This window comes from Nocardiopsis dassonvillei subsp. dassonvillei DSM 43111, assembly GCF_000092985.1.
In the GTDB taxonomy this organism is placed as follows: domain Bacteria; phylum Actinomycetota; class Actinomycetes; order Streptosporangiales; family Streptosporangiaceae; genus Nocardiopsis; species Nocardiopsis dassonvillei.
Window position 1 is genome coordinate 3,378,371 of the sequence record NC_014210.1, and the last position, 22,842, is coordinate 3,401,212.

16 protein-coding genes and 1 pseudogene are annotated in these 22,842 nt (G+C 72.2%); 9 read left to right on the top strand and 8 right to left on the bottom strand.

Going from position 1 to position 22,842, the window contains the following annotated elements:
- Nucleotides 1-236: 236 nt before the first annotated feature.
- Nucleotides 237-1,262: a uroporphyrinogen decarboxylase gene (gene hemE, locus NDAS_RS13965; protein ID WP_071623235.1), complete on the bottom strand. Its 1,026-nt coding sequence runs from the start codon at nucleotides 1,260-1,262 to the stop codon at nucleotides 237-239.
- A 302-nt stretch (nucleotides 1,263-1,564) separates the two neighbouring features.
- On the opposite strand from hemE, the gene NDAS_RS13970 reads away from it, so the two are divergent.
- The 3 genes from NDAS_RS13970 (at nucleotide 1,565) to NDAS_RS13980 (ending at nucleotide 4,709) form a co-directional block, all read left to right on the top strand.
- Nucleotides 1,565-2,140, top strand: coding sequence for a DUF3000 domain-containing protein (locus tag NDAS_RS13970; RefSeq protein WP_013153850.1), 576 nt, complete (start codon nucleotides 1,565-1,567; stop codon nucleotides 2,138-2,140).
- Between the two features lie 89 nt (nucleotides 2,141-2,229).
- Complete coding sequence (locus tag NDAS_RS13975; protein WP_041552771.1) at nucleotides 2,230-3,483, top strand: ribonuclease D; 1,254 nt, start codon at nucleotides 2,230-2,232, stop codon at nucleotides 3,481-3,483.
- A gap of 200 nt (nucleotides 3,484-3,683) precedes the next feature.
- Nucleotides 3,684-4,709 carry a tetratricopeptide repeat protein gene (locus NDAS_RS13980; RefSeq protein WP_086000758.1) on the top strand — a complete coding sequence of 342 codons (1,026 nt, stop codon included), beginning with the start codon at nucleotides 3,684-3,686 and terminating at the stop codon, nucleotides 4,707-4,709.
- Nucleotides 4,710-5,117: 408 nt separating this feature from the next.
- On the opposite strand, the pseudogene NDAS_RS29745 reads toward NDAS_RS13980, so the two are convergent.
- Nucleotides 5,118-5,609 (bottom strand): annotated as a pseudogene (locus NDAS_RS29745) (ABC transporter transmembrane domain-containing protein); the annotation flags it as partial.
- A 150-nt stretch (nucleotides 5,610-5,759) separates the two neighbouring features.
- On the bottom strand, nucleotides 5,760-5,924 hold the full coding sequence (locus NDAS_RS29750) for a hypothetical protein (protein WP_435827667.1): 165 nt from the start codon (nucleotides 5,922-5,924) through the stop codon (nucleotides 5,760-5,762).
- Between the two features lie 260 nt (nucleotides 5,925-6,184).
- Here NDAS_RS29750 and NDAS_RS13990 point away from each other — a divergent pair, with 260 nt between their 5' ends.
- Nucleotides 6,185-7,384, top strand: coding sequence for a thiolase family protein (locus tag NDAS_RS13990; protein ID WP_013153854.1), 1,200 nt, complete (start codon nucleotides 6,185-6,187; stop codon nucleotides 7,382-7,384).
- 2 nt (nucleotides 7,385-7,386) lie between these two features.
- Nucleotides 7,387-9,528, top strand: coding sequence for a 3-hydroxyacyl-CoA dehydrogenase NAD-binding domain-containing protein (locus NDAS_RS13995; protein ID WP_013153855.1), 2,142 nt, complete (start codon nucleotides 7,387-7,389; stop codon nucleotides 9,526-9,528).
- A 62-nt stretch (nucleotides 9,529-9,590) separates the two neighbouring features.
- On the opposite strand, the gene NDAS_RS14000 is transcribed toward NDAS_RS13995, so the two are convergent.
- Nucleotides 9,591-9,890, bottom strand: a complete 300-nt coding sequence (locus NDAS_RS14000; protein ID WP_013153856.1) for a YrhK family protein — start codon at nucleotides 9,888-9,890, stop codon at nucleotides 9,591-9,593.
- Between the two features lie 98 nt (nucleotides 9,891-9,988).
- Between NDAS_RS14000 and NDAS_RS14005 the strand changes: the two genes are divergently transcribed.
- Entirely contained in the window at nucleotides 9,989-10,879 is an 891-nt protein-coding gene (locus tag NDAS_RS14005) for a hypothetical protein (protein WP_013153857.1), read from the top strand.
- A gap of 407 nt (nucleotides 10,880-11,286) precedes the next feature.
- Entirely contained in the window at nucleotides 11,287-11,748 is a 462-nt protein-coding gene (locus NDAS_RS14010; RefSeq protein WP_013153859.1) for a MarR family winged helix-turn-helix transcriptional regulator, read from the top strand.
- Between the two features lie 45 nt (nucleotides 11,749-11,793).
- Here the strand turns inward: NDAS_RS14010 and NDAS_RS14015 are convergent, their stop codons facing one another.
- Both NDAS_RS14015 and NDAS_RS14020 read right to left on the bottom strand, forming a co-directional pair.
- Nucleotides 11,794-14,016, bottom strand: coding sequence for an MMPL family transporter (locus tag NDAS_RS14015; RefSeq protein WP_013153860.1), 2,223 nt, complete (start codon nucleotides 14,014-14,016; stop codon nucleotides 11,794-11,796).
- A gap of 496 nt (nucleotides 14,017-14,512) precedes the next feature.
- On the bottom strand, nucleotides 14,513-16,729 hold the full coding sequence (locus NDAS_RS14020; RefSeq protein WP_013153862.1) for an MMPL family transporter: 2,217 nt from the start codon (nucleotides 16,727-16,729) through the stop codon (nucleotides 14,513-14,515).
- A 149-nt stretch (nucleotides 16,730-16,878) separates the two neighbouring features.
- Here NDAS_RS14020 and NDAS_RS14025 point away from each other — a divergent pair, with 149 nt between their 5' ends.
- A complete protein-coding gene (locus tag NDAS_RS14025) occupies nucleotides 16,879-17,661 on the top strand; it encodes a TetR/AcrR family transcriptional regulator (protein ID WP_013153863.1) in 783 nt (260 codons plus the stop codon).
- 794 nt (nucleotides 17,662-18,455) lie between these two features.
- Nucleotides 18,456-19,310 carry a neutral zinc metallopeptidase gene (locus NDAS_RS29325; RefSeq protein WP_232051679.1) on the top strand — a complete coding sequence of 285 codons (855 nt, stop codon included), beginning with the start codon at nucleotides 18,456-18,458 and terminating at the stop codon, nucleotides 19,308-19,310.
- Between the two features lie 40 nt (nucleotides 19,311-19,350).
- Here NDAS_RS29325 and NDAS_RS14035 read toward each other — a convergent pair whose 3' ends face one another.
- Nucleotides 19,351-20,751, bottom strand: a complete 1,401-nt coding sequence (locus NDAS_RS14035; RefSeq protein WP_041552772.1) for an FAD-dependent oxidoreductase — start codon at nucleotides 20,749-20,751, stop codon at nucleotides 19,351-19,353.
- A gap of 54 nt (nucleotides 20,752-20,805) precedes the next feature.
- Entirely contained in the window at nucleotides 20,806-22,734 is a 1,929-nt protein-coding gene (dxs, locus tag NDAS_RS14040; RefSeq protein ID WP_013153866.1) for a 1-deoxy-D-xylulose-5-phosphate synthase, read from the bottom strand.
- Nucleotides 22,735-22,842: the final 108 nt, after the last annotated feature.

A 22,842-nucleotide genomic window follows, 5' to 3' on the forward strand; every position in this document is an offset into this window, starting at 1 on the left:
CTGCGCCGTAGGCGTCGGTTGAGGGTGGTGGCGGGCGACGGTGTGGGCACGAGCCGTCTCACCGGAGACACCGCTGTGCTCGCTTCAACCCGATTCCCGCGTCGAAGGGCACCCGAACAGCGAAAGTACCGCGCTTCGCGTCCGTTGAGGGTGGTAGCCCGCCCCGCCGCGCAGCGCCCCAGCGGGCGATGGCGGGCGACGGGCGGGCCGAAGCGAAGCGGAGGTCCCGAGAGAACCTAGACGGCGGTCTCCTCGTGCACGAACGCGGTGAGCCGCTGGAGCATGTCCGGGTCGGTGCTGGGCAGCACGCCGTGGCCCAGGTTGAAGACGTGGCCGTCGGCGGCGCGGCCACGGGCCAGGATGTCGCGGGTGCGCTCGGCGACGACCTCCCAGGGCGCGAACAGGGTGGCCGGGTCGAGGTTGCCCTGGAGGGCGGTGCCGGGCTGGACGCGCTGGACCGCCTTGTCCAGCGGCACGCGCCAGTCCACGCCCACGACGTCGGCCCCGGCCTCGCTGAGCAGGCTGAGCAGTTCGCCGGTGCCCACACCGAAGTGGATGCGCGGCACCTCGTGCTGGGCGAGCTGGCCGAAGATCCACGAGGTGTAGGGCAGCACCGAGGCGCGGTAGTCCTCGGCGCTCAGGGCGCCCACCCAGGAGTCGAAGAGCTGGACGGCGCTGGCGCCCGCCTCGATCTGGGTGCGCAGGAAGCCCAGGGAGATGGTGGCCAGGCGGCGCATCAGCTCGTCCCACAGTTCGGGCTCGCCGTACATGAGCGCCTTGGTGTGCTCGTGGTTCTTGGAGGGACCGCCCTCGATGAGGTACGAGGCCAGGGTGAACGGGGCGCCCGCGAAGCCGATGAGGGGCTTGTCGCCCAGCTCGCCGACCAGCTGGCCCACGGCCTCGGTGATGTAGGGCACGTCGCCGGGCTCGATCTCGCGCAGCCGCTTGACGCCGGTCGCGTCGCGGATCGGGTCGGCGACCACGGGGCCGACGCCGGGCTTGATGTCGAGGTCGATGCCGATGGCCTTGAGCGGCACGACGATGTCGCTGAAGAAGATCGCGGCGTCGACGTCGTAGCGGCGCACCGGCTGCATCGTGATCTCGGTGATCATGTCGGGGCGCGCGCAGGCCTCAAGCATCGGCACGTCGGCGCGGACCCGTCGGTACTCGGGCAGGGAGCGCCCCGCCTGGCGCATGAACCACACCGGGGTGTGGGACACGGGAAGGCGTCGGCAGGCGCGGAGGAAAGGAGAATCTTGCAGGGTCACCCCTCGATCGTGCCATGCCCCGCCCGGTGCTCCCACTCGGATCGCCGAACCCGGACGCGCCCGTGCGCGCACCCGCGGCGGGGCCGGGGAGGGCGCGAACCGGCACCGTCGGCGACCGGCCGGTCCCAAGATCATCACAAAACGCCGACACGCCGGGCGAACTCCGACTCGCGGCCCGTGACTCATGCCACGGTCTTTGACGTGCCCACCTTTCCGCCCCCGGCGGAGAGGCGGAGCATGTCCGCACACCCCCGCCCAGACGTGATCACCCCAGAATGAAGGCTGACGTTCCCACCATGCCCGATGCCGGTAGCGCCGAGGACGCACACGAGACGTTCCGGCGAGCGGTCGAGGCCCTGCGCTCACCCCTCCCGCGACCCGAGATCACCGTCCGGGAGATCCCCGCCCCCCAGCGGCTGGCCCCCCACTCCGCCGCGGTCTCGGCCGAGGTGACCGTCCACGGAGAGGAGGTCGCCTGGGGCAGACTCATCGTCCTGTACGACCCCGAGGGCACCCGCGACTGGCCGGGGCCCTTCCGGGTGGTCTGCCAGGCCAACTCCGAACTGGAGTCGGAGATCGCGACCGACCCCCTGCTCGGACCGGTCGCCTGGAGCTGGCTGACCGACGCCCTGGACGCGTACGGCGCCACGCACCACACGCTGAGCGGCACGGTCACCCGTGCCACCACCGAGGGCTTCGGCACCAAGGCGGACCAGGGCGCCACCACCGAGGTGGAGATGCGCGCCTCCTGGACACCGGAGTCCGACGACCTGACCGGGCACGTCCAGGCGTGGTCGGCGCTGCTGGCCTCGGCCGCGGGGCTGCCGCCGCTGGACGTCACCGACATCACCGGAAAGCGCTCCCGGCCCTGACCGCGGGCCCCTGTGTCCCCGGGGCCCGCGGCCGGTCCGGATCCGCGTCCGGTGGCGACAGCGCATACCGTAGTGGTGTGGCGAACGCGTTGAACTCCAAGACAGAACCCCGCGAACCAGGCAACGACGACGACGCCGAGAGGGCCCCCCTTCTGCGGGAACCTCGCGAGGGCCTGCCCGAGGTCACCTCCGACGCCGACGCGCTGGCCGGTGTGGTCGCCGCGCTCTCCGCCGGGACCGGCCCCGTCGCGGTGGACGCCGAACGCGCCTCCGGGTACCGGTACGGGCAGCGCGCCTACCTGGTCCAGCTGCGCCGCGAGGGAGCGGGGTCGGCGCTGATCGACCCCATCGCCTGCCCGGACCTGAGCGCGCTCAACGACGCCGTGGGCGACGCCGAGGTGGTGCTGCACGCCGCGCACCAGGACCTGCCCTGCCTGAGCGAGATCAACCTGCGCCCCCGGAGCCTGTTCGACACCGAACTGGCCGGGCGGCTGCTGGGCTACCAGCGGGTCGGCCTGGGATTCATGGTGGAGCGGCTGCTCCACCTGCGGCTGGCCAAGGAGCACTCGGCCGTGGACTGGTCCCAGCGCCCGCTGCCGGAGGACTGGCTGCGCTACGCGGCGCTGGACGTGGAGATCCTCATCGACCTGCGGGACTCCCTGGAGGTCGAACTGGAGGAGACCGGCAAGCTCGAATGGGCGCGTGAGGAGTTCGCCGCGGTCCTGTCCGCGCCGCCCAAGGAACCGCGTACCGACCCCTGGCGGCGCACCTCGGGCATCCACCGGGTGCGCAACCAGCGCGCCCTGGCCGCCGTGCGCGAGCTCTGGTACGAGCGCGACCGCATCGCCCAGGAGCGGGACATCTCGCCCGGCCGGGTGCTGCCGGACGCGGCGATCGTGGAGGCGGCCACCGCCATGCCGCGCACCACCACCGAGCTGGCCAAGATCCGGCAGTTCGGTATCAAGCTGGCGCGGCGCTACCTGACCACGTGGATAAAGGCGGTCAACCGGGCGCGCGACATGCCGCAGGCGGAGCTGCCCCGGCCCAACGCGCCGGGCGACGGCCCGCCGCCGGTGAACCGGTGGGGCGACCGGGCGCCGGAGGCGGCGCGGCGGCTGGAGGCGGCCCGGGCCACGGTCACGGGGATCGCCGAGGACGTCGTCATGCCGACCGAGAACCTGCTGCTGCCGGACACGGTGCGCCGCCTGGCGTGGGCGCCGCCGCGGGCGGTGGACCCCGACGCGGTGGGCGCGTTCCTGCGTGAGCGCGGAGCCCGTGAGTGGCAGGTCACCCTGACCGCGGAACCCCTGGCCACAGCGTTGCGGACGGCCGATCAGGCGTAGCGTTTTACCCCGTTCTGTCACGATCAACCCAGGAGTGAGCGAACTCACTGTGCCCTCAGGGCGTTTGGTGCCTGTTCCGTAGCCCGGTGTCCGATTAAGTTATAGAAACGTGCCCTGGCGCTTTCTGGGTACGGGTTGTCCAACGGGTGTTACGCCGCAGGCCTGGGGCCGCGGTGCGCGATCAGGGGAATGTGGTGATTGTGCTGTCGTTCTGGCGTGCGTTGCTGCGCGAGACCGGACTCAAGGGCGCGACCAGGACCCGGTCCGCCGATACCACCGTGCCTGCGCGCGCGGAGCAACCCGTGGAGAAGCCGGCGGAACGGCCGACCGGGGTCTCCGTGCCGAGCCCCGCGCCGGCGAGCGGTGCGCCCACCGAGCCGCTGGCCCTGACCGGGGCGCGCGAGGAGGCGGCGCGGACGACCTCCGGGGTGGCCCATGCCCCCGCCCCCACCGCCGGGATGCGGGCCGCCTCCCTGGAGCGGACGCTGCGTTCGCTGGTGGAGCGACTGGGTACCGAGCACCCGGACACGATCACCGCGCGCAACAACCTGGCGACCAAGTACGCGCAGATGGGGCGCCGACAGGCCGCGGTGCAGCAGTTCGAGCTGACCCTGGCCGAGGCGGTGGCGGTCTTCGGCGAGGAGCACCCGCGCACCGAGATCATCCGCGAGAACCTGGCCTGGGCCTACGAGGACGCCGGTCGTCCGGCGGACGCCGCGGGGCAGTGGGAGATGCTGCTGCGCGAGCGCGAGCGCCAGTTCGGCTCGGCCGACGAGGACACCGTGGAGGCGCGCATGCGCCTGGCGGTCTGCTACCGGCGCAGCGGCCGCCTGGACGCGGCCGTGGTGCACTACGAGCGGGCCATCGAGGACGTGGCCTCCACCGAGCGCCGTGAGGAGCTGCGGCTGGGGCTGAGCGCGGCGCAGAGCATGTCCGGGCGCTACGAGGACGCGATCGGGCAGCTGCGGATGGTGCTGGCCGGGCGGCGGCGCCGCCTGGGCAAGGGGCACCTGGACACCCTGACGGTGCACCACCGCCTGGGCCGCGCCTACACGCAGGCGGGACGCTCCGACGAGGCGGTGGAGGTGCTGCGCGACGCCTACCGGGTGGCGCTGAACTCCTCCGGCGACCCGGAGGTGCGGCGGCTGACGCTGCGGCTGCGCCGCGACCTGGCGGGCGCCTACAACGCCGCGGGCCGGTACCGCGAGGCCAACGCGCTGCTGTGAGCGGCCGCGCCTTGCAGGGCGGGGACGGCGCGACGGGGACGACCGTCGTCCCCGTCGATCGGTCCGCGGGCGATGGCGGGAGGGCGGCGCGCGCAGAGCGCCTGATCCGGTGAGACGGCCTCGGAGGGGCCGGGGTCGCGCGACCCCGGCCCCCCGGCGTGTCCAGGGGGCCTCGGCGGTGAGCAGCTGCCCGGCGGCGGGGTCGCGGTAGAGGTCGTCGGCGGCCACCAGCTCCTCGTGGGTGCCCACGGCGCGCACCCGTCCGGCGTCCATGACCACGATCCGGTCGGCGCTGGTGACCGTGGACGGCCGGTGCGCCACGACGATGACGTTGGTGTGGCGGGCCGCGTCCAGCATGATCTCCTTGAGGCCCCTCTCGTTGGCGGCGTCCAGTTGGGAGGTCGCCTCGTCCATGAGCAGCAGCCGGGGGCCGCGCGGCAGGGCGCGGGCGATGGCCACCCGCTGGCGCTCCCCTCCGGAGATCGTCAAGCCCCTGCGCCAGGACTCGACCGCGGCGGCGTCCAGGCGGGCGGTCTCCGCCTCCTCCGCAGAGGAGGCCTTGACGGTGCGGAAGGCGCCGAAGGTCCGCTCCAGGCGCGAACCCATCTCGCCGAGCGCGGCCCGGGCCGCCTGGGTGGCGGTGCCGATCCGGGGCAGGATCACGCCCATGACCGGGCCGACCATGACGATCATCGCGGCGGCCAGCAGGAACAGGAGGCCGTCGAGGGCGGCCATGGCCACGACGCCGCCCACCAGGAGCACCGAGCCGGTGAACAGGTCGGTGATGCCGCTGGTGGCGACCGTGCGCAGCGGGGTGGTGTCCGCGGTCAGGCGGGCCACCGGGTCGCCGGGCTTGAGGCGGTCGACCTCGGCCACGCGCGGTCGGACCAGTCGGCCCACCAGGCCCGGCGCACGCCGAGCACGACGCTCTGGCCGGTGCGCTCCAGCAGGAAGGCGCCCAGGGAGCCGATGAGGGCGCCGCCGAGGATGACGGCGGTCAGGGCCAGGACCGGTCCGAGGATGGGCCCCCGCGCCGAGGGCGTCGATGACCTACTTGGCCAGGAGGGGCTGGGACAGGCTGGTGAGGCCGCCCAGGAAGGTGAGCGCCCCGCCCAGGACGAGCACCCGCCCGTGGGGGCGGGCGTACTCCCCCAGGCGGCGCGGGGACGCCTTGGGCTCGGCGTCCGGTGCCGCGGCGTGGTCGGCGTCGCGCACGCCCGGATCTGACACGTGGGCCCCCGATGCCCTCGCACGGCGTCTTCGCGCCGCCCGCTGTGGTTCGCTGTGTTCCGTGGTGGAACGTCCGATCGGCAAACCGCGCGCGGGGCGGGCGGTGCCACCGCCGAAAGTCGGAGATCGCCCCTGACTTCCGCCCCTGACCGAAGTCGGGGGGCTCCACTGCTCGCAGAAGTTGTTACTGACGAGTAGCATGGGGGTCGACGAGTCCATCCACCCTTGGAGAAGGAGGGGCCATCGTGCCGCGAACTGCCCGCGATGTCGTGTTTGTCGACGGGGTCCGCACCCCGTTCGGCAAGTCAGGCAAGGGCCTCTACGCCGAGACGCGCGCCGACGACCTCGTCGTACGCGTGATCCGCGAACTGATGCGCCGCAACCCGGGGCTGCCCCCCGAGCGCGTCGACGAGGTCGCCATCGCCGCCACCACCCAGATCGGCGACCAGGGCCTGACGATCGGGCGCAGCGCCGCGATCCTCGCCGGACTGCCCCGCAGCGTCCCCGGCTACGCCATCGACCGCATGTGCGCCGGTGCGCTCACGGCCGTCACCACCTCCGGCGCGGGCATCGCCTTCGGCGCCTACGACGTGGTCATCGCGGGCGGAGTCGAGCACATGGGCCGCCACCCCATGGGCGAGGGCGTCGACCCCAACCCGCGCTTCCTCTCCGAGAAGCTCGTGGACCCGTCCGCGCTGGTCATGGGCAACACCGCCGAGAACCTGCACGACCGCTACCCCTCCATCACCAAGGAGCGGGCCGACGCCTACGCGGTGCGCAGCCAGGAGAAGGTCGCCAAGGCCTACGCCGACGGCCGGATCCAGCCCGACCTGGTCGAGGTCCTGGTCCGCTCCCTGGAGAAGGGCTACGGCCTGGCCACCCAGGACGAGCCGCCCCGGCCCGGCACCACCATGGAGACGCTGGCCTCCCTCAAGACCCCGTTCCGCGCGCACGGCAACGTGACGCCCGGCAACGCCGCCGGTCTCAACGACGGCGCCACCGGCGCCATCCTGGCCGCCGAGGACGTGGCCGGGGAACTGGGGCTGGACGCCAGGATGCGCCTGGTCGACTTCTCCTTCGCCGGAGTGGAGCCCGAGGTCATGGGCGTGGGCCCGGTCCCGGCCACCGAGAAGCTGTTCGCCCGCCAGGGCATCTCGATGGACGACATCGGCCTGATCGAGATCAACGAGGCCTTCGCCGTGCAGGTGCTGGCCTTCCTGGAGCACTTCGGCCTCGCCGACGACGACGCCCGCGTCAACCCCTGGGGCGGCGCCATCGCCCTCGGCCACCCGCTGGCCTCCTCGGGTGTGCGCCTGATGATGCAGCTCGCGCGCCAGTTCGCCGAGCGCCCCGACGTCCGCTACGGCCTGACCACCATGTGCGTCGGCATGGGCATGGGCGGAACCGTCCTGTGGGAGAACACCAACTACGAGGGGGGCAAGTGAGCATGCCCATCGACCAGTCCCACCCGTCGCCCGCCACCACCCTCAACGGAGACGCTTCGCGTCACAGTCCTATTTCGGAACTGTTCAGCGACGAGGTCGTCACCAACGCCCTCTCCCGCGACGTCGAACTCCCCTACGGCGCGGGCACCGCGGTCCTGATCACCCTGGACAACGGGCACGACCACACCAAGCCCAACACCTTCGGCCCCGGCGGACTGCTCAGCCTGGACGCGGCGATCGAGGCCGCCAGGGCGCGCACCGACATCGTGGCCGTGGCCGTCACCGGCAAGCCGTTCATCTTCGCCGTGGGCGCGGACCTGACCGGCGTCCCCGCCCTCCAGAACCGCGAGCAGGCGCACGCCATCGGCAAGCTGGGCCACGACGTGTTCCGCAAGCTCGGCGAGCTGGACGTGCCCACCTTCGCGCTGGTCAACGGCGCGGCCATGGGCGGCGGCGTCGAGGTGGCGCTGCACTGCACCTACCGCACCATCTCCTCGGGCGTCCCGGCGCTGTCGCTGCCGGAGACCTTCCTGGGCCTGGTACCCGGCTGGGGCGGCACCTACCTGCTGCCGAACCTGATCGGCGCCGAGAAGGCCCTCAAGGTCATCATCGACAACCCGCTCGCCCAGAACAAGGTGCTCAAGGGCACGCAGGCCTTCGAGATGGGCATCGCCGACGCGATGTTCGAGCCCGCCGACTTCGTCGAGGAGTCGCTGCGCTGGGCCGCCAGGGTCGTCAAGGGCGACGTCGTGGTCGAGCGCCCCGAGGTCGACAAGGGCGAGGCCTGGGACAACGCGGTCAACATGGCCCGGTTCACCGTCGAGGGCAAACTGCACGGCGCCGCCCCGGCCCCGGCCCGCGCGGTCGAACTGGTCGCCCAGGCGAAGACCCGCACGCGCGACGAGGGCTTCGCGGCCGAGGACGACGCGCTGGCCGACCTGATCATGAGCGACGAGCTCAGGGCGGGCCTGTACGCGTTCGACCTGGTGCAAAAGCGCGCCAAGCGCCCCGCGGGAGCCCCCGACAAGTCGCTGGCCCGCAAGGTCACCAAGGTCGGCGTCGTCGGCGCCGGTCTGATGGCCGGACAGCTGGCGCTGCTGTTCGCCCGCCGCCTGGACGTGCCGGTCGTCATGACCGACCTGGACCAGGAGCGCCTGGACAGGGGCGTGGCCTACGTGCACGGCGAGGTGGACAAGCTCCTGAGGAAGGGCCGGGTCAACAACGACAAGGCCAACCACCTCAAGGCCCTGGTGACCGGCTCGCTGACCAAGGACGCCTTCTCCGACGCCGACTTCGTCATCGAGGCCGTGTTCGAGAAGATGGAGGTCAAGCAGCAGGTGTTCGCCGAGGTGGAGGCCGTGGTCTCCCCCGAGGCCGTCCTGGCCACCAACACCTCCTCGCTGTCGATCACCGAGATGGCGTCCAAGCTCCGGCACCCCGAGCGGGTCGTGGGCTTCCACTTCTTCAACCCGGTCGCGGTCCTGCCGCTGCTGGAGATCGTCCGCGGCGAGGCGACCGACGAGGCCGCCCTGGCCACGGCCTTCGCCACCGCCAAGAAGCTGAAGAAGACCGCGGTGCTGTGCAAGGACGCCCCGGCGTTCGTGGTCAACCGCCTGCTCACCCTGTTCATGGGCGAGGTCCTGGGCGCCGTCGGCGAGGGTACCGAGCCCGAGACGGCCGACCGCGCGGTGGCGCCCCTGGGCCTGCCGATGTCGCCGCTGCTGCTGCTCCAGCTGGTGGGCCCGGCGGTCGCGCTGCACGTGTCCGAGACCCTGCACGAGGCCTTCCCCGAGCGCTTCGCGGTCTCGGCCGAGCTGGCCGAGATCGTGAAGGCGGGCAAGACGGCGATCTACGCCCCCGACTTCAGCATCGACCCCGAGGTCCGCGCGCTGCTCGTGGGCGGCGACAAGCCGTCCGAGGAGAGCGAGATCCTGGACCGGGCGCTGCGCGCGCTGGCCCGGGAGATCCGGATCATGCTGGACGAGGGCGTCGTGGCCGAGGCCGCCGACATCGACCTGTGCCTGATCACCGGTGCGGGCTGGCCGTTCCACACCGGCGGCATCACCCCCTACCTGGACAGGGTCGGGGTGTCGGAGGCCGTGAACGGCAAGCGGTTCCACGAGGGCGACCCGAAGGCGTTCTAGCCTTCGCGCAACCCCGCGGCGGGCCCGGCAGCGGATGCCGGGCCCGCCGTCGCGTGTCCGGGTCAGAAGTCCTGGGAGGACTCCTCCCCGGTCGAGCCGGGGCTGGAGGAGCGCACGCGCCGGATGTGCAGCTGCCTGCCCAGCCGGATCACCGGGCGGATCAGCAGCTCGACACTGCCGACGAGGAAGCACCAGGTGCCCGCGGTGGTCCAGGCCTCGGAGAAGAACATGATGCTTCCGGCGATGAACCACAGGGCGATGAGGATGTCGTTGACGATGCTCGCGGCCTCGTAGCGGCGCCGGACGACGAGTTCGTCGTGCCCCACGTGCAGGACCAGCGGTCTGCTCTGCTTCTCGGACATGTTCGGCCCTCCCTGCGGGGTCGTCTCGGCACCGCGTCTTCCCCTGCCCGAAGTGGGCGAACACGAAAAGTCACCACATAACGACTACTCGTACATACTTGCTGGTAACCCTGTGTAACGCCTGCCTCGTGGCAATATCCGCTGAACACCAGATCTACACCGACCTGTTCGTCGAGGAACCCGAACTGACCATCGGTTTCTTGAGAAATCTGGGCATGTCCGTCCCCGAGTACACCAGCGTCGAAAGGGTCTCCTGCGACCTGGGCAATGTCCAGCCGACCGAGCGCAGAGCCGACGGCGTCCTCGAACTAAGGGGCCCACACCCCCTGTCCGGGCACAGTGAGAGCCGCTTGGGCATCGTGCTGGAGGTCCAACGCAAGGAGTCCGACCGCAAGAGATTCACGTGGCCGGAGTACCTGGCCACGCTACGGGCACGGTTGGAGTGCCCTGTCGCACTCATGGTGGTCTGCCCCAACAGGGCGACCGCCGCATGGTGCGCCGAACCGATCGCCATGGGCCACCCCGGATGGACACTGCATCCGATCGTCGTGGGGCCCGACCAGATTCCGGTTATCACAGACCCGGAGGAAGTCGGTCGCAGAGCAGCCTTGGGGGTTCTGTCAGCGATCACCCATGGCGACGGTGATCCGCGGGTACTACGAGCTCTGCATGACGGCCTGAGCTTCATCGCCCCGGAGGAGGCCAGGAAATACACTGAACACACACTGCTCCTGCTCGGACGCCACGGGCAAAGGCTTCTGGAGGAACTGTTGAAGACGGAGACCTACAGGTACAGCAGCGACTGGACCGAGAGCCTCAAGGCAGAGAGCAGGGCCGAGGACATCCTCCGTCTGCTCACCCTGCGCGGTGTCGACGTACCACAGGAGGCACGCGAGCGCATCAGCGCATGCCGCGACCACGACCAGCTCGACACCTGGCTCGACCGGACCATCAGCGTCACCCACATCGACGAACTCTTCGCCGAGTGACCTGAGAACCGTGACGGGCCCGGCTTCCCCCCGGAAGCCGGGCCCGTCCCTCGTGCTCAGCGGCGCGCGGAGGCCCGCACCGCGCCCGTCGAGAGCATGCCGTGCTGCCGGACCACGCCCGGGAAGAGCCGTCCGGCGGAGGTGGGCCCGGCGACCAGACGCAGGCGGGGGTCGTCGGACGGCAGGCGTCAGGCGCGGTCGGTGCCGCGGGCCAGGGCGACGACCTCCTGGCCGGGGCCGGGCAGCAGGCGCACGATGTCGCCGCCGAGGAGACCGGTCGCTCCGGTCACCACGGACCTGCTCCGCCCGGGGAGCGGTGTGGCGTGGACTTGCGTATCGTTTCACACCCCAACCATAGAGTTCTATGATCATCTGATGAGTAGAAGCACTGGAGAGGGGGCCGAGGCGTGGAGAACGCACCCGGATGGGACACCCCCATGTGGCACACGACCGGTTTTCGACTGATCAAGCTGGGCGAACTGGTCCAGGCGACCACCTCGGCGGTCTTCGGGCCCCAGCAGATCACCTCCCGGCAGTTCCACGTGCTCTCCGCCGCGGAGGCGATGCCCCATCTCTCGCAGAAGGAGCTGAGCCGTGTGCTGGGTGTGGATCCGAACGTGATGGTGGGGCTGATCGACGACCTGGAGGAGCAGGGGCTGGCCAGGCGCGAGCGCAACCCCAGGGACCGCAGGCGCTACATCGTGACGCCCACGGACAAGGCGAGGACGCTGCTGGGGGAGGCCCGCGACGCGGTGGCCCGGGCGGAGTCGGAGTTCTTCGCCACCCTGTCCGGGAGCGAGGTGGCCCTCCTGCACGAGCTGTCGGGCCGCCTGCTCACCGAACACCCCCGGCTGACCAAGTACGAGTGAGGTTCCGGTGCCGGGGGCCGCCGCCCCCGGCACCGGAACCCCGGGTCACTCGGAGACGCCGAAGCGGGCGTGCACGCGCTTGAGCGGCGCCGGGGCCCACCAGTTGGCCCGTCCGGCCAGCCGCATGAACACCGGTACCAGCACGCCGCGGATGAGGGTGGCGTCCACCAGGATCACCACCGCCATACCGACCGCCAGCATCATCAGGTACAGCACGTCGGAGACGGCGTAGGCGGCGAAGGAGGCGGCCAGGATGACGGCCGCCGCCGTGACCAGGGGGCCGCTGCGCTGGAGTCCGGCCGCGACCGCGCGGGTGTTGTCCCCGGTCAGGTCGTACTCCTCCTTGATCCGGGACATCATGAACACCTCGTAGTCCATGGACAGCCCGAAGGCGATGCAGAACATCAGGATGGGGAACGTCGTCTCCAGGGTGCCGTTGGCGGTGAAGCCCAGCAGCCCGGACAGGTTCCCCTCCTGGAAGATCCACACCATCACGCCGAACATCACCGCGAGGCTGAGCACGTTGAGCACGATCGCCTTGGCGGGCAGCAGGATGCTCCCGGTCATGAGGAACAGGATGACGAAGGTGATGGCGAGGATGAGGCCGAACACCAGCGGCACCTGCCCCAGCAGGGCCTCGCGGAAATCGGTCAGGTCGGCCGGGTAACCGCCGATCCGGGTCTCACCGGGCGCGGGCACGTCCCGGACCCGGTCGATGAGGTCCTCGACGTCCTCCAGGGCCCCGGCGGTGGGCACCACGGACAGCCACGTCCGCTCCGCCGACCCGAACCGCTCCTGTGCCCGCGGTTCGGCCCCGTCGGTCCGCTCCCCGCCGCTGAAGCGCCCGGTGAGCGCGTCCACCTGGTAGACGCCCTCCACCCGCGACAGGTCGGCGGCGTAGGCGCTGATGACGTCGGCCTCGGCCTCCCTGCCGGGTACGTCCACCAGCACCTGGACGGCGTCCATCTCCTCCTGGACGAAGTTCGCGCCGATCTGGTCCTGCACGTCGCGGCTGGAGGCCCCCTGCGGCAGCACGCGCGCGTCGGGCAGGCCGAAGTCGAGCCCCACCGCGGGCGCCGCCAGCACCAGGACCACCGCGAGCGCGGGCAGGCCCCACAGCAGCGGGCGGCGCATCATCCGCAGCGCGGTGGAGTGCCACCAGCCGCTGTCGGGGTCGGGCTCGCGCTTGGGCCGGACCCGGTGCCCGACCTTGGCCAGAGCCGCGGGCAGGATGACCAGCGCGGCGAACACCGAGGTCAGCACGGTTCCCACGCCCGCGTAGGCGAAGGACTGGAGGAAGGGGAAGGGGAAGAGCATCAGGCAGGACAGGGCCACCGCGACCGTCAGTCCGCTGAACAGGACGGTGCGCCCGGCCTTGGAGACGGCCAGGGAGACCGCCTCGGGGACCCGCCTGCCCCGGGCCAGCTCCTCGCGGAAGCGGTTGATGACGAACAGGCCGTAGTCCACGCCCAGGCCCACGCCCATGACCAGGGTGAGGTTGGCGGCGAAGGTGGACACGTCGGTGAGGTAGGTGACCCCGCGCAGCAGGGCGAGCGTGGTGACCACGGAGAGCAGGCCCATGCCCAGGGTCAGCGCCGCCACCGAGATCCTGCGGTAGAGGACGAGCAGGAGCACGAACACCAGCGGGAAGACGATGGCCTCGGCGAGCAGGAAGTCGGCCTGCGCCTGCTCGGCGGCCTGGCGGAAGACCTCGTCGCCGCCGCCGACCTCGACCCGGATGACCTCGTCGTCGCGGGTGAAGTCCGGCGAGATCCCGCCGAGCGCGGTGCGCGCCTCGGTGACCGTGCCCTCCATGCGCACGGTGATCAGCGCCTGGGTGCCGTCCTCGGAGCGCATCGCCGGGGACCCGCCGCGCCCCCAGTAGGAGGCGGTCTCGGCGACGCCCTCGCGTGAGGCCAGATCCCGTTCCAGGGCGGTGGCGGCCTCGACGACCCCGGGGTCGTCCACGGTGCCCCGCTGGGCGGTGACGAGCAGGAGGAAGTGGTGCTTGCCGGTGCCGAAGCCCTCCTCCAGCTGCTGTTCGACGCGCAGCGACTCCGATCCGGGGCTCTCGAAGCGGCTGAGCAGCAGCCGGTCCATGGTGCCCGCCGCCAGGGCCAGGGCGACCAGCACCAGCGCGACGCCGGCCAGGATCACCCGGCCCGGGCGGCGGGCCAGCCCGTCGCCGAGCCGGACCAGGAGCGGGGGCCTTCCCGGTGGCGCCCCCTGGCGGCCGGGGGGTGAGGTGGTCGTCGGGGACGTGGCCATGGTGGTCCCGCCTTCCAGGGTCAGGAGGTGGTGGGGGCGTGCCGCTCCGTCCACGCGGCCGACCCGACCGCCGCCAGCGGGACGGCCAGGACCCACCAGGGGTCGCGCGTGGTCAGCCTGGTCAGCGCGTCGGGCATCGTGTCACCCCCTTCGTTTGCGGGCGCGCGGGGCCGTCGGTGGCGGCCGGAGTCCCCCGTCCGCCACCGCGCGTTCCCTCGTTGCCACGGTACAGTAAAAACATGAGATAATCACTATGGCCAATAATAGGTTTCACATATCATTTGCTTGAGGGGCCGCTGGACCCCGGGCGGCAGAGCCGCGTCCGCCAGGCGGTGTCGCACAGGTCGGCCACCGCCGCCACCCAGGCGTCGGGGCACACCGACGGCCCCGCGACACGCACCCGACGCACTCCGCCCGCGGACGGCCGCGTCACGGCACCGCAGACAGCGAAACGACCCCGTCCGGGAGCTCCCGGACGGGGTCGCGCGACAGGCGGTCACACCCCCGCGTGCACCCTTCTGCGCCCGTCCCGCTCCACGGCGGGTTCGGGCCCGTCCTCGTCGCCGCCCTCGGAGATCCCGATCCGGTCGTGCAGCCAGCGCAGCGGCCGGGGCAGCCACCAGTTGGCCCCGCCCAGCAGGCGCATCGTGGCGGGCACCATGACCGCGCGCACCAGGGTGGCGTCCACCAGGACCGCGATGGCCAGGCCGATGCCGATGACCTTCAGGAAGAGCAGGTCCGAGGTGCCCATGGCCAGGAGCACCACCATCAGCAGGATCGCGGCGCTGGTGATGATCTGGCCGGTGTGCTGGAGCCCCGCCGCCACCGAGCGCGTGTTGTCCCCGGTGCGCAGGTACTCCTCGCGCACCCGGCTGAGCAGGAACAGCTCGTAGTCCATCGCCAGGCCGAAGGCCACGACGATGATCAGCACCAGGTAGGTGGGGTCGATGGTGCCCACCGCCTCGAACCCGAGCAGCCCGGAGAAGGCGCCCTCCTGGAAGCCCCAGACCACCACGCCCAGGGAGGCGCCCAGGGACAGCGCCCCCATGAGCACCGCCTTGACCGGCAGGACGATCGAACCGAAGGCGAGGAAGAGCAGGAGCAGGGTGGCCGTGGCGACGAAGCCCACGGTCATGGGCGCCGCGTCGACGATCGCCGCCACGTTGTCCTGCTGCATGGCGGCCACGCCGCCGACCAGGCTCTCCTCCGCCCCCTCCGGAACCGGTTCGGCGCGCACGTCGCGCACCAGGTCGGCGACCTCCGGGGAGTCGGAGGCGCCCCGGTAGGCGACCACGACGTGGGCGACGTCCTCGCCGGTGCGCTCCACCGTCGCCGACACGGCCTCCTCCAGGCCCGCCAGGCGCTCGGTGTACTCCTCCAGGGCCCCGTCGTCGGCGCCGCCGACCACCGCGACGTCGAGCGTGCCCAGGCCGCCCGCGGGGAAGTCGTCGGAGAGCGCCTCGGTGGCGATCCGGCTCCCGGAGTCGGCGGGCAGGTAGCGCTGGTCGGTGGAGCCGAGTTCGGTGGAGGCCAGGCCGGCGCTGAAGACCAGCAGGACGCCGCCGACCGCGACCAGGGACACGGCGGGGCCGCGCATGACGACGCGGGCCAGGCGCGACCAGGCCCCCTCGTGCACGGCTCCGGTGACGGTGCGGCGGGGCAGCGGCAGCCTCAGGCGGTTGACGCGGTGCCCGACCGCGGCCATCAGCGCGGGCAGGAAGACCAGCGCGGCCAGCAGGTCGAAGACCACGACGGCGATGCCGCCCCAGCCGATCGACTTGAGGATGGGCTGGGGGAAGAAGAGCAGGCCAGCGAAGGCGATGCCGACGGTGATGCCGGAGAAGGCCACGGTGCGTCCGGCGGTGTCCACCGTACGGCTCACCGCGTCGGCGATGCTGCGGCCCCGGCGCAACTCCTCCCGGAAGCGGCTGACCATGAACAGTCCGTAGTCGATCGCCAGCCCCAGGCCCAGGATGGTGGCGACGTTGATCGCGAACACCGACACCTCGGTGACGTGGGTCAGCGCGCGCAGGAGGGTCAGCGAGCCCAGGATGGCCAGGCCGCCGACGGCGAGCGGGACCAGGCCCGCGACGAGGCCGCCGAAGATCAGGACGAGCAGGAACAGCAGGATCGGCAGGGTGATGAGCTCGGCGCGGACGACGTCGCTCTCGGCGCTCTCGGCCAGCTCGTGCTCGATCGCCACCGAGCCGCCCAGGTGGACCTCCAAGTTGCTGGAGGACAGGTACTCGGCCACCTCCTCGTACTGGTGGAGGCGATCGGCGTGGGTCTCCCCGCTGAGAGTCACGGGGATGTAGGTGGCGTCCATGTCCTCGGCCACGAGCATGCCGCGCTCGGTCTCGCCGAGGTCCTCGTCGAGGTAGGTGTCGAAGTCGGCGACCGCGTCCTCGGGCATGCCGTCGGCGATACGCTGGACCGCCGCGGCGAAGGTGGGGTTGTCCACCCGGATCTCGTCGCTGCGGTAGACCGCGACGACGTCGACGCCGTCGTGGCCCAGCTCCTCCTCCAGGACGCGCGTGGCCCGCGCGGACTCGGAGTCGGGATCCTCGAACCCGCTCTCGCTGACGTCGGAGAAGAGCCCCGAGCCCCAGATCCCGGAGAAGACGGCGAAGACCGCGGTGGCGGCGAGGACCGCCCAGCGCCAGCGGTGGACTCCCCGTCCCAGCCGACCGAAAAGCCCCGTTTGTGTCGGCATACGCCGCCCTTTCAGGAAACAGACCCCATGTCCGTTAACGGTGTTTGCTAACGGTGTTCACTAAAGCGTGCGGGCGTTACGATGTCAACGTCGTCGACGAGGACCACGGCGCCCCGACCGGGCGCCCGAGACGGGGTGTAGCGCAACAGATGGCGAAACCGCAGCTGGACCGGGTGGCAGGGGGGCCGAGCCGCCGCGAGCGTGTGCGCGAGGCCACATTGGCGGAGATCAAGGGGATCGCCCGCCGGCACCTGGTCGAGCACGGGTCCGGCGGGGTGTCCCTGCGCGCCATCGCCCGGGAGATGGGGATGACCGCGCCGGGGCTGTACCGCTACGTGACGGGGATCGACGCGCTGCTGGTGCTCATCACCGCGGACATGTTCCAGGAACTGGGCGACGCGGTGGCCGCGGCGGACGCCAGCGTGCCCGCCGAGGACACCGACCTGCGCATCCTCACCTCGCTGCGGGCCTTCCGGGCCTGGGCGATCGGGCACCGGGCCGAGTTCGCCACGATGTTCGGTCCGCGCGTGCGCCTGGCCCCCGAGACCGACGTCACACCGGCGGTGGAGGCCGGGCGGCGCTTCGGGGCGACCTTCTACACCCTCTTCGACCGGCTTCTGTCGGAGGAGAGGTTCGTGCTGCCCGACGGGGACCGCATCACCCCGGAGCTGGCCCGCGATCTGCGCGCCTTCGCCGACACCTGCGGCTTCTCGGCGCCGCACATCCCGGTGGAGGCGGTCATGGTGCTCAGCACGTGCTGGGTACGCCTGTACGGGGTGGTGTGCATGGAGGTGTTCGAGCACCTCGACTTCGTGATGCGCGACATGGAACCGCTCTTCGAGTCCGAGCTCCAGAACATGCTGACGGGCCTGGGGGTTCGCTACCGGCCGCCGGAGAGCAGCGCCCCCACGACCATGGGTACGTCCGGTTAAGCCCCATACTGGAGTTCTGCGACTCTTGCCGGATTCGCCCTCCAGGCGGAGACGACACCCCGGCACGCTGCGGCACGATAGCGAGGACTGACCCCGTGGAGAACCCATCCGGCGGTGAGCGGCCCGGAGGCGAGACCCCCAGACCCGAGCGGTCCGGTACCGGAGGCGCCGTCTGCGGCCCCGGTGCCGAGGAGGCCACCGGACCCCGGGCGGACGGACGGGAACACGGCGAGGCGGAGCAGGGGCGGGACGGAGCCCCCTCCGCGCCCGTTCCCCCGCACCCCGGACCGACCGCGGACAGCACACTCCGCGTGCCCACCGCCCCGCACCCCGGACCGACCGCGGACGGCACGCCCCCCATGCCCGCTCCCCCGCACTCCGGACCGGGCGCGGACAGCACGCCCTCCGCCCCGGCGGCCCCGCACGCGGAGCGGACGGGGAACACCGCCCGACACCCCGCTCCCCCACGCCCCGGACCGGGCGCGGGCGCCCCGCCGTACCGCGCCGCTCCTCCCTCCCCGGGGGCGACACAGGCCGGTGCGCCGTACGGCCCCGTTCTCCCCGCCGCCCTCTACGGCCACCCCGTCCACCCGGGCGCCGGGTACGGCCCGCCCGTCACCGGCCCCGTCCCCGCGCCGCACCCCTGGCGGGCACCGGCCGCCTACACGCATCCCCACCCCTTCGCCCTCCCGCCCGGCGGACACCCCGCCGCCCACCCGGGGACGGGCTGGCAGCCGCCCGCGCCGCCCTGGACGCAGCCGCCGGGACGGCCCTCGCGCCGCGGTGGCGCGAGCGTGCTGCTCGGTTCGGCGAGCGCGGCCGCGATCGCCCTCGTGGCGCTGGCCGCGAGCATCCTCATCGTCGCCACCACCCCCCAGGAGGAGCCCCAGCCCACCGGCGTCGACCTGTCCGCCCACTACGACGACCGCCTCAGGGCGCGGCCCAACCAGGTGGAGGTCGACGTCGTCGACCACCCCCTCTACGACGTCGCCATGCCCGCACCGGTCGACTGCGACGTCCCCGAGCTGGACATGGACTCCGACGAGTCCTGGGAGGAGTTCGCGTCCGTCTCCGGGGAGTGCCTGAACAGGCTGTGGGAGCCGGTGTTCGAGGACCTGGGCGTGTCCGTGGAGCTGCCCGAGTTCGCCGTCACCCGGACCTCTCCCGACCCCCCCGACGCCAGCCCGGAGGACGGGTACACGCTCGCCTACTACGAGAGCGACCTGAGCCGCGTCACCGTCGTGCTGCCCAACGTGCGCCACCTGGGCGCCCTGCTCCCCCCGGACGAGCGCGAGGAGGTCTGGCTCGCCCTGATGGGCCACGAGTACGGCCACCACGTGCAGTACGCCACCGGCATCCTGGGCGTCGCGCACGGCATGACCTGGAAGGCCGAGAACGAACAGGCCGAACTGGAGGCGCTGCGCCGCACCGAGCTCCAGGCCGAGTGCATGGCCGGGGTGGGCCTGCGCGGGATCACCGGCGCCGACGAGGAGGCGCTGCGCACGGCCAACGAGCACTTCAACGCCGGAGGCGACCTGGACACGCACGGCAGCGCGGGCAACCGGGCGTTCTGGCTGGAACAGGGCTGGTCGCAGGCGACCGTGGAGGGCTGCAACACCTACGGCGCCGCCACCGACCAGGTCGCCTGAGCCTCCGCCGCGGGCCCGGGGAGGGCTGGCCCTGAATCGGTCAGCCGCCGACGACCCTGCGGTAGGCCTCCCAGCCGTGGAGCTTGACCCGCTCGCCCCGGTCCAGCTCCACGGCCTGGTCGGCCTCGGCTGTGTCGATGCGCAACCAGTCCTCGTAGTCGCTGTGGGCCACCCCGCGCTCGTCCAGCACGGTCTCCAGCGGCACCAGCTCCGGGGCCGCCGTGCGCAGCGCCCCGGCGTCCTCCAGCAGGGCGCGCACGGTCGCGGCGGCGTCGGACTTGTTGGTGCCGATCACCCCGGTGGCGCCCCGTTTGATCCATCCGGCCACGTAGTCCCCCTGGACCGCGCCTCCCTCGGCGTCCAGGACGCGCCCGCCCTCCTGGGGGACGGTGCGCCCCTCGGTGTCGAAGGGCACCCCGGGCAGCGCGACGCCCGCGTACCCCACCGAGCGCAGCACCATCCCGGCGGGCAGGTCGGTGGTCCGGCCGGTCCCGGTCAGACGTCCGTCGGCGTCCAGGCGGGTCTCCTCCACCCGCACGCCGCTCACGCGCCCCTCCTCCCCGCCCAGGACCTCCACGGGCCGGGCCCAGAAGTGCAGCCGCACGGTGCGGTCCCGCCCGCGGGGCCCGCGGGCGGCGTGTTCGGCCAGGAGCCGCAGGTTGGTGCGGGCGGCCCGGGCGACGTCGCGGGTTTCGGGGGAGCCGGTGCCCACGGCGGTGGGATCGATGTCCACCTGTTCGGGTCGCACGACGACGTCGGCGCCGGGCAGCGCGAGCAGGTCGCGCAGCTCGGGCGCGGTGAACTTGGCCTGGAGGGGGCCGCGCCGCGACAGCAGGTGGACGGTGCGCACGCGGCTGGCGGCGAGCACGTCCAGGACCGGCTGGGGGATGTCGGTGTGGCGGAGCTCGTCGGCGGTCTTGGCGAGGATGCGCACCACGTCCAGGGCGACGTTGCCCGCCCCGACCACGACGGCCTCCTCGGCGTCGAGCACGAACCGCTCCAGGGCGGTGTCGGGGTGCCCGCAGTACCAGTTGACGAAGTCGGTGGCCGCGACGCTGCCGGGCAGGTCCTCCCCCGGCACGTCCATGCGGCGGTCGACGCTGGCGCCGGTGGCGTAGACGACGGCGTGGTGGGTGCGGGCCAGGTCGGCGCGGGTGAGGTCGGCGCCGAACTCGACCCCGCCGACGAAGCGCACGTCGGGGTGTTCCAGAATCCTGCGCAGCGCCCGGGCCACGCCCTTGATCTTGGTGTGGTCGGGGGCCACCCCGTAGCGCACCAGCCCGTAGGGCGTGGGCAGGCGGTCCATGACGTCGACCCGCACGGGTACGCGCCGCTGCCGGGTCAGGGCGTCGGCGGCGTAGACGCCCGCCGGGCCGGAGCCGATCACGGCCACCCGGAGCGGTGCGGCGGTGCTGTGCTGCTCAGGTTCGGAGGAGCTCATGCGCCCATTCTGGCAGCCCGGGGGCGTCCCCCGGGCTGCCTGGGACACGTGCGCTCAGGCGGTCTCGTCGGCCAGTTCGCCGGCGGACTTGGCGCCGTCGGTGTGCCGGGAGACCGTCTCGGTGAGGCTGCGGGACAGCTCCTGGGGGGTCAGGCCCTGCTCGCGCAGGATGTCGTCGCGCTTGGCGTGGTCCAGGAACTCCTGCGCGATGCCGAACGTGCGCACCGGCATGTCCACGTCGTGGTCGCGCAGCAGGCGGGCCACGGCGTCGCCGACCGCGCCGGTGCGGCCGTTGTCCTCGATGACCGCGACGACGCTGTGCTCGGCGGCCTCGGCGACCAGGGCCTCGTCCAGCGGCTTGACCCACAGGGGGTCGATGACGGTGACGCCCAGCCCCTGGGCGGCCATCCGGTCGGCGACCTCGCAGGCGACCTGGGCCATGGTGCCCACGCCCACGATGAGCAGGTCCTTGGAGTTGCCGCCGTCGGCGGCGCGGCGGAGCAGGTCCATGGAGCCGACCCTGCCCACGGCGTCCAGCTGCTCGGCGACCGCGCCCTTGGGGTAGCGCACGACGGTGGGCGCGTCCTCGACGGCGACGGCCTCGCGCACCAGGGCGCGCAGGCGCTCGGCGTCGCGGGGCGCGGCCAGGCGCAGGCCCGGGACCACCTGGAGGATGGACATGTCCCACATGCCGTTGTGGCTGGCGCCGTCGTTGCCGGTGATCCCGGCGCGGTCCAGGCAGAAGGTGACGCCCTGGCGGTGCAGGGCGGCGTCCATGAGCACCTGGTCGAAACAGCGGTTGAGGAAGGTGGCGTAGACGGCCACGACCGGGTGCAGGCCGTTCATGGCCATGCCGGTGGCCGCGGTGGCGGCGTGCTGCTCGGCGATGCCCACGTCGAAGGTGCGCTCGGGGTAGGCCTCGGCGAACTTGTTGAGGCCGGTGGGGTGGAGCATGGCGGCGGTGATGGCCACCACGTCGGGGCGCTCGGCGCCGATCTCCACCATGGTGTCGGCGAAGACCGAGGTCCACTTGACGGCCTTGGGGCCGGGCTTGGCCTGGCCGGTGGCCACGTCGAAGGGGCCGGGGGCGTGGAACTGGTCCTCGTCGTGGTTCTCGGCCGGGGCGTAGCCCTTGCCCTTCTGGGTGATGCAGTGGACGATCGCCGGGCCGCCGAAGTCGCGGGCGCGGCGCAGCGCCTTCTCCAGGGCCTGCTCGTCGTGGCCGTCGATGGGACCGAGGTACTTCAGGCCCAGGTCCTCGAACATCATCTGCGGCTGGATGGCGTCCTTGAGGCCCTTCTTGATGCCGTGCAGCGCCTCGTAGAGGGGCTGGCCGACCACGGGCGTGCGGTTGAGGGTGGTCTTGGCCAGGTCCAGGGCCTGCTCGTAGCCGGGGGCCATGCGCAGGGAGGCGAGGTGGTCGGCCAGACCGCCCATGGTGGGCGAGTAGGAGCGGCCGTTGTCGTTGACCACGATGACCAGGCGCCGGTCCCTGCGCTCGGCGATGTTGTTGAGCGCCTCCCAGGCCATGCCGCCGGTGAGGGCGCCGTCGCCGATGACGGCGACCACGGTGCGGTCCGTGCGGCCCCGCACCTCGTTGGCCTTGGCCATGCCGTCGGCGTAGGACAGCGCGGTGGAGGCGTGGGAGTTCTCGACGAAGTCGTGCTCGGACTCTGCGCGGGAGGGGTATCCGGACAGGCCGCCCTCGGACTTGAGGTTGGTGAAGTCGTGGCGGCCGGTGAGCACCTTGTGCGCGTAGGCCTGGTGCCCGGTGTCGAAGATGATGGGGTCCTTCGGGGAGTCGAAGACCCGGTGCAGCGCGATGGTCAGCTCGACGACGCCGAGGCTGGGGCCCAGGTGCCCGCCGGTCTGGGAGCAGGAGTCGACCAGGAAGTCCCGGATCTCCTGTGCCAGCGCAGGGAGCTGGTCGGCCGGAAGCCTCTTGAGCGCTTCCGGATTGTGTATCGACTCGAACAGTGCCACTGTCTCGTCAGTCCCCTCGTCCCGCGTGTCCGTTGAGTTTGCCGTCCCGTGCCCCTGACGTGGGCCGGTCCTGGCTACCGGCAGGTATCCATACCCGAGTTTATGGGC

Excerpts from the sequence above, each read along its gene's own strand:
- NDAS_RS13970 (WP_013153850.1), top strand. The coding sequence starts at position 1,565 with ATGCCCGATGCCGGTAGCGCCGAGGACGCACACGAGACGTTCCGGCGA.
- NDAS_RS13995 (WP_013153855.1), top strand. The coding sequence starts at position 7,387 with ATGCCCATCGACCAGTCCCACCCGTCGCCCGCCACCACCCTCAACGGA.
- NDAS_RS14000 (WP_013153856.1), bottom strand. The coding sequence starts at position 9,890 with ATGTCCGAGAAGCAGAGCAGACCGCTGGTCCTGCACGTGGGGCACGAC.
- NDAS_RS14015 (WP_013153860.1), bottom strand. The coding sequence starts at position 14,016 with ATGGCCACGTCCCCGACGACCACCTCACCCCCCGGCCGCCAGGGGGCG.
- NDAS_RS14020 (WP_013153862.1), bottom strand. The coding sequence starts at position 16,729 with ATGCCGACACAAACGGGGCTTTTCGGTCGGCTGGGACGGGGAGTCCAC.
- NDAS_RS14025 (WP_013153863.1), top strand. The coding sequence starts at position 16,879 with ATGGCGAAACCGCAGCTGGACCGGGTGGCAGGGGGGCCGAGCCGCCGC.
- NDAS_RS14035 (WP_041552772.1), bottom strand. The coding sequence starts at position 20,751 with ATGAGCTCCTCCGAACCTGAGCAGCACAGCACCGCCGCACCGCTCCGG.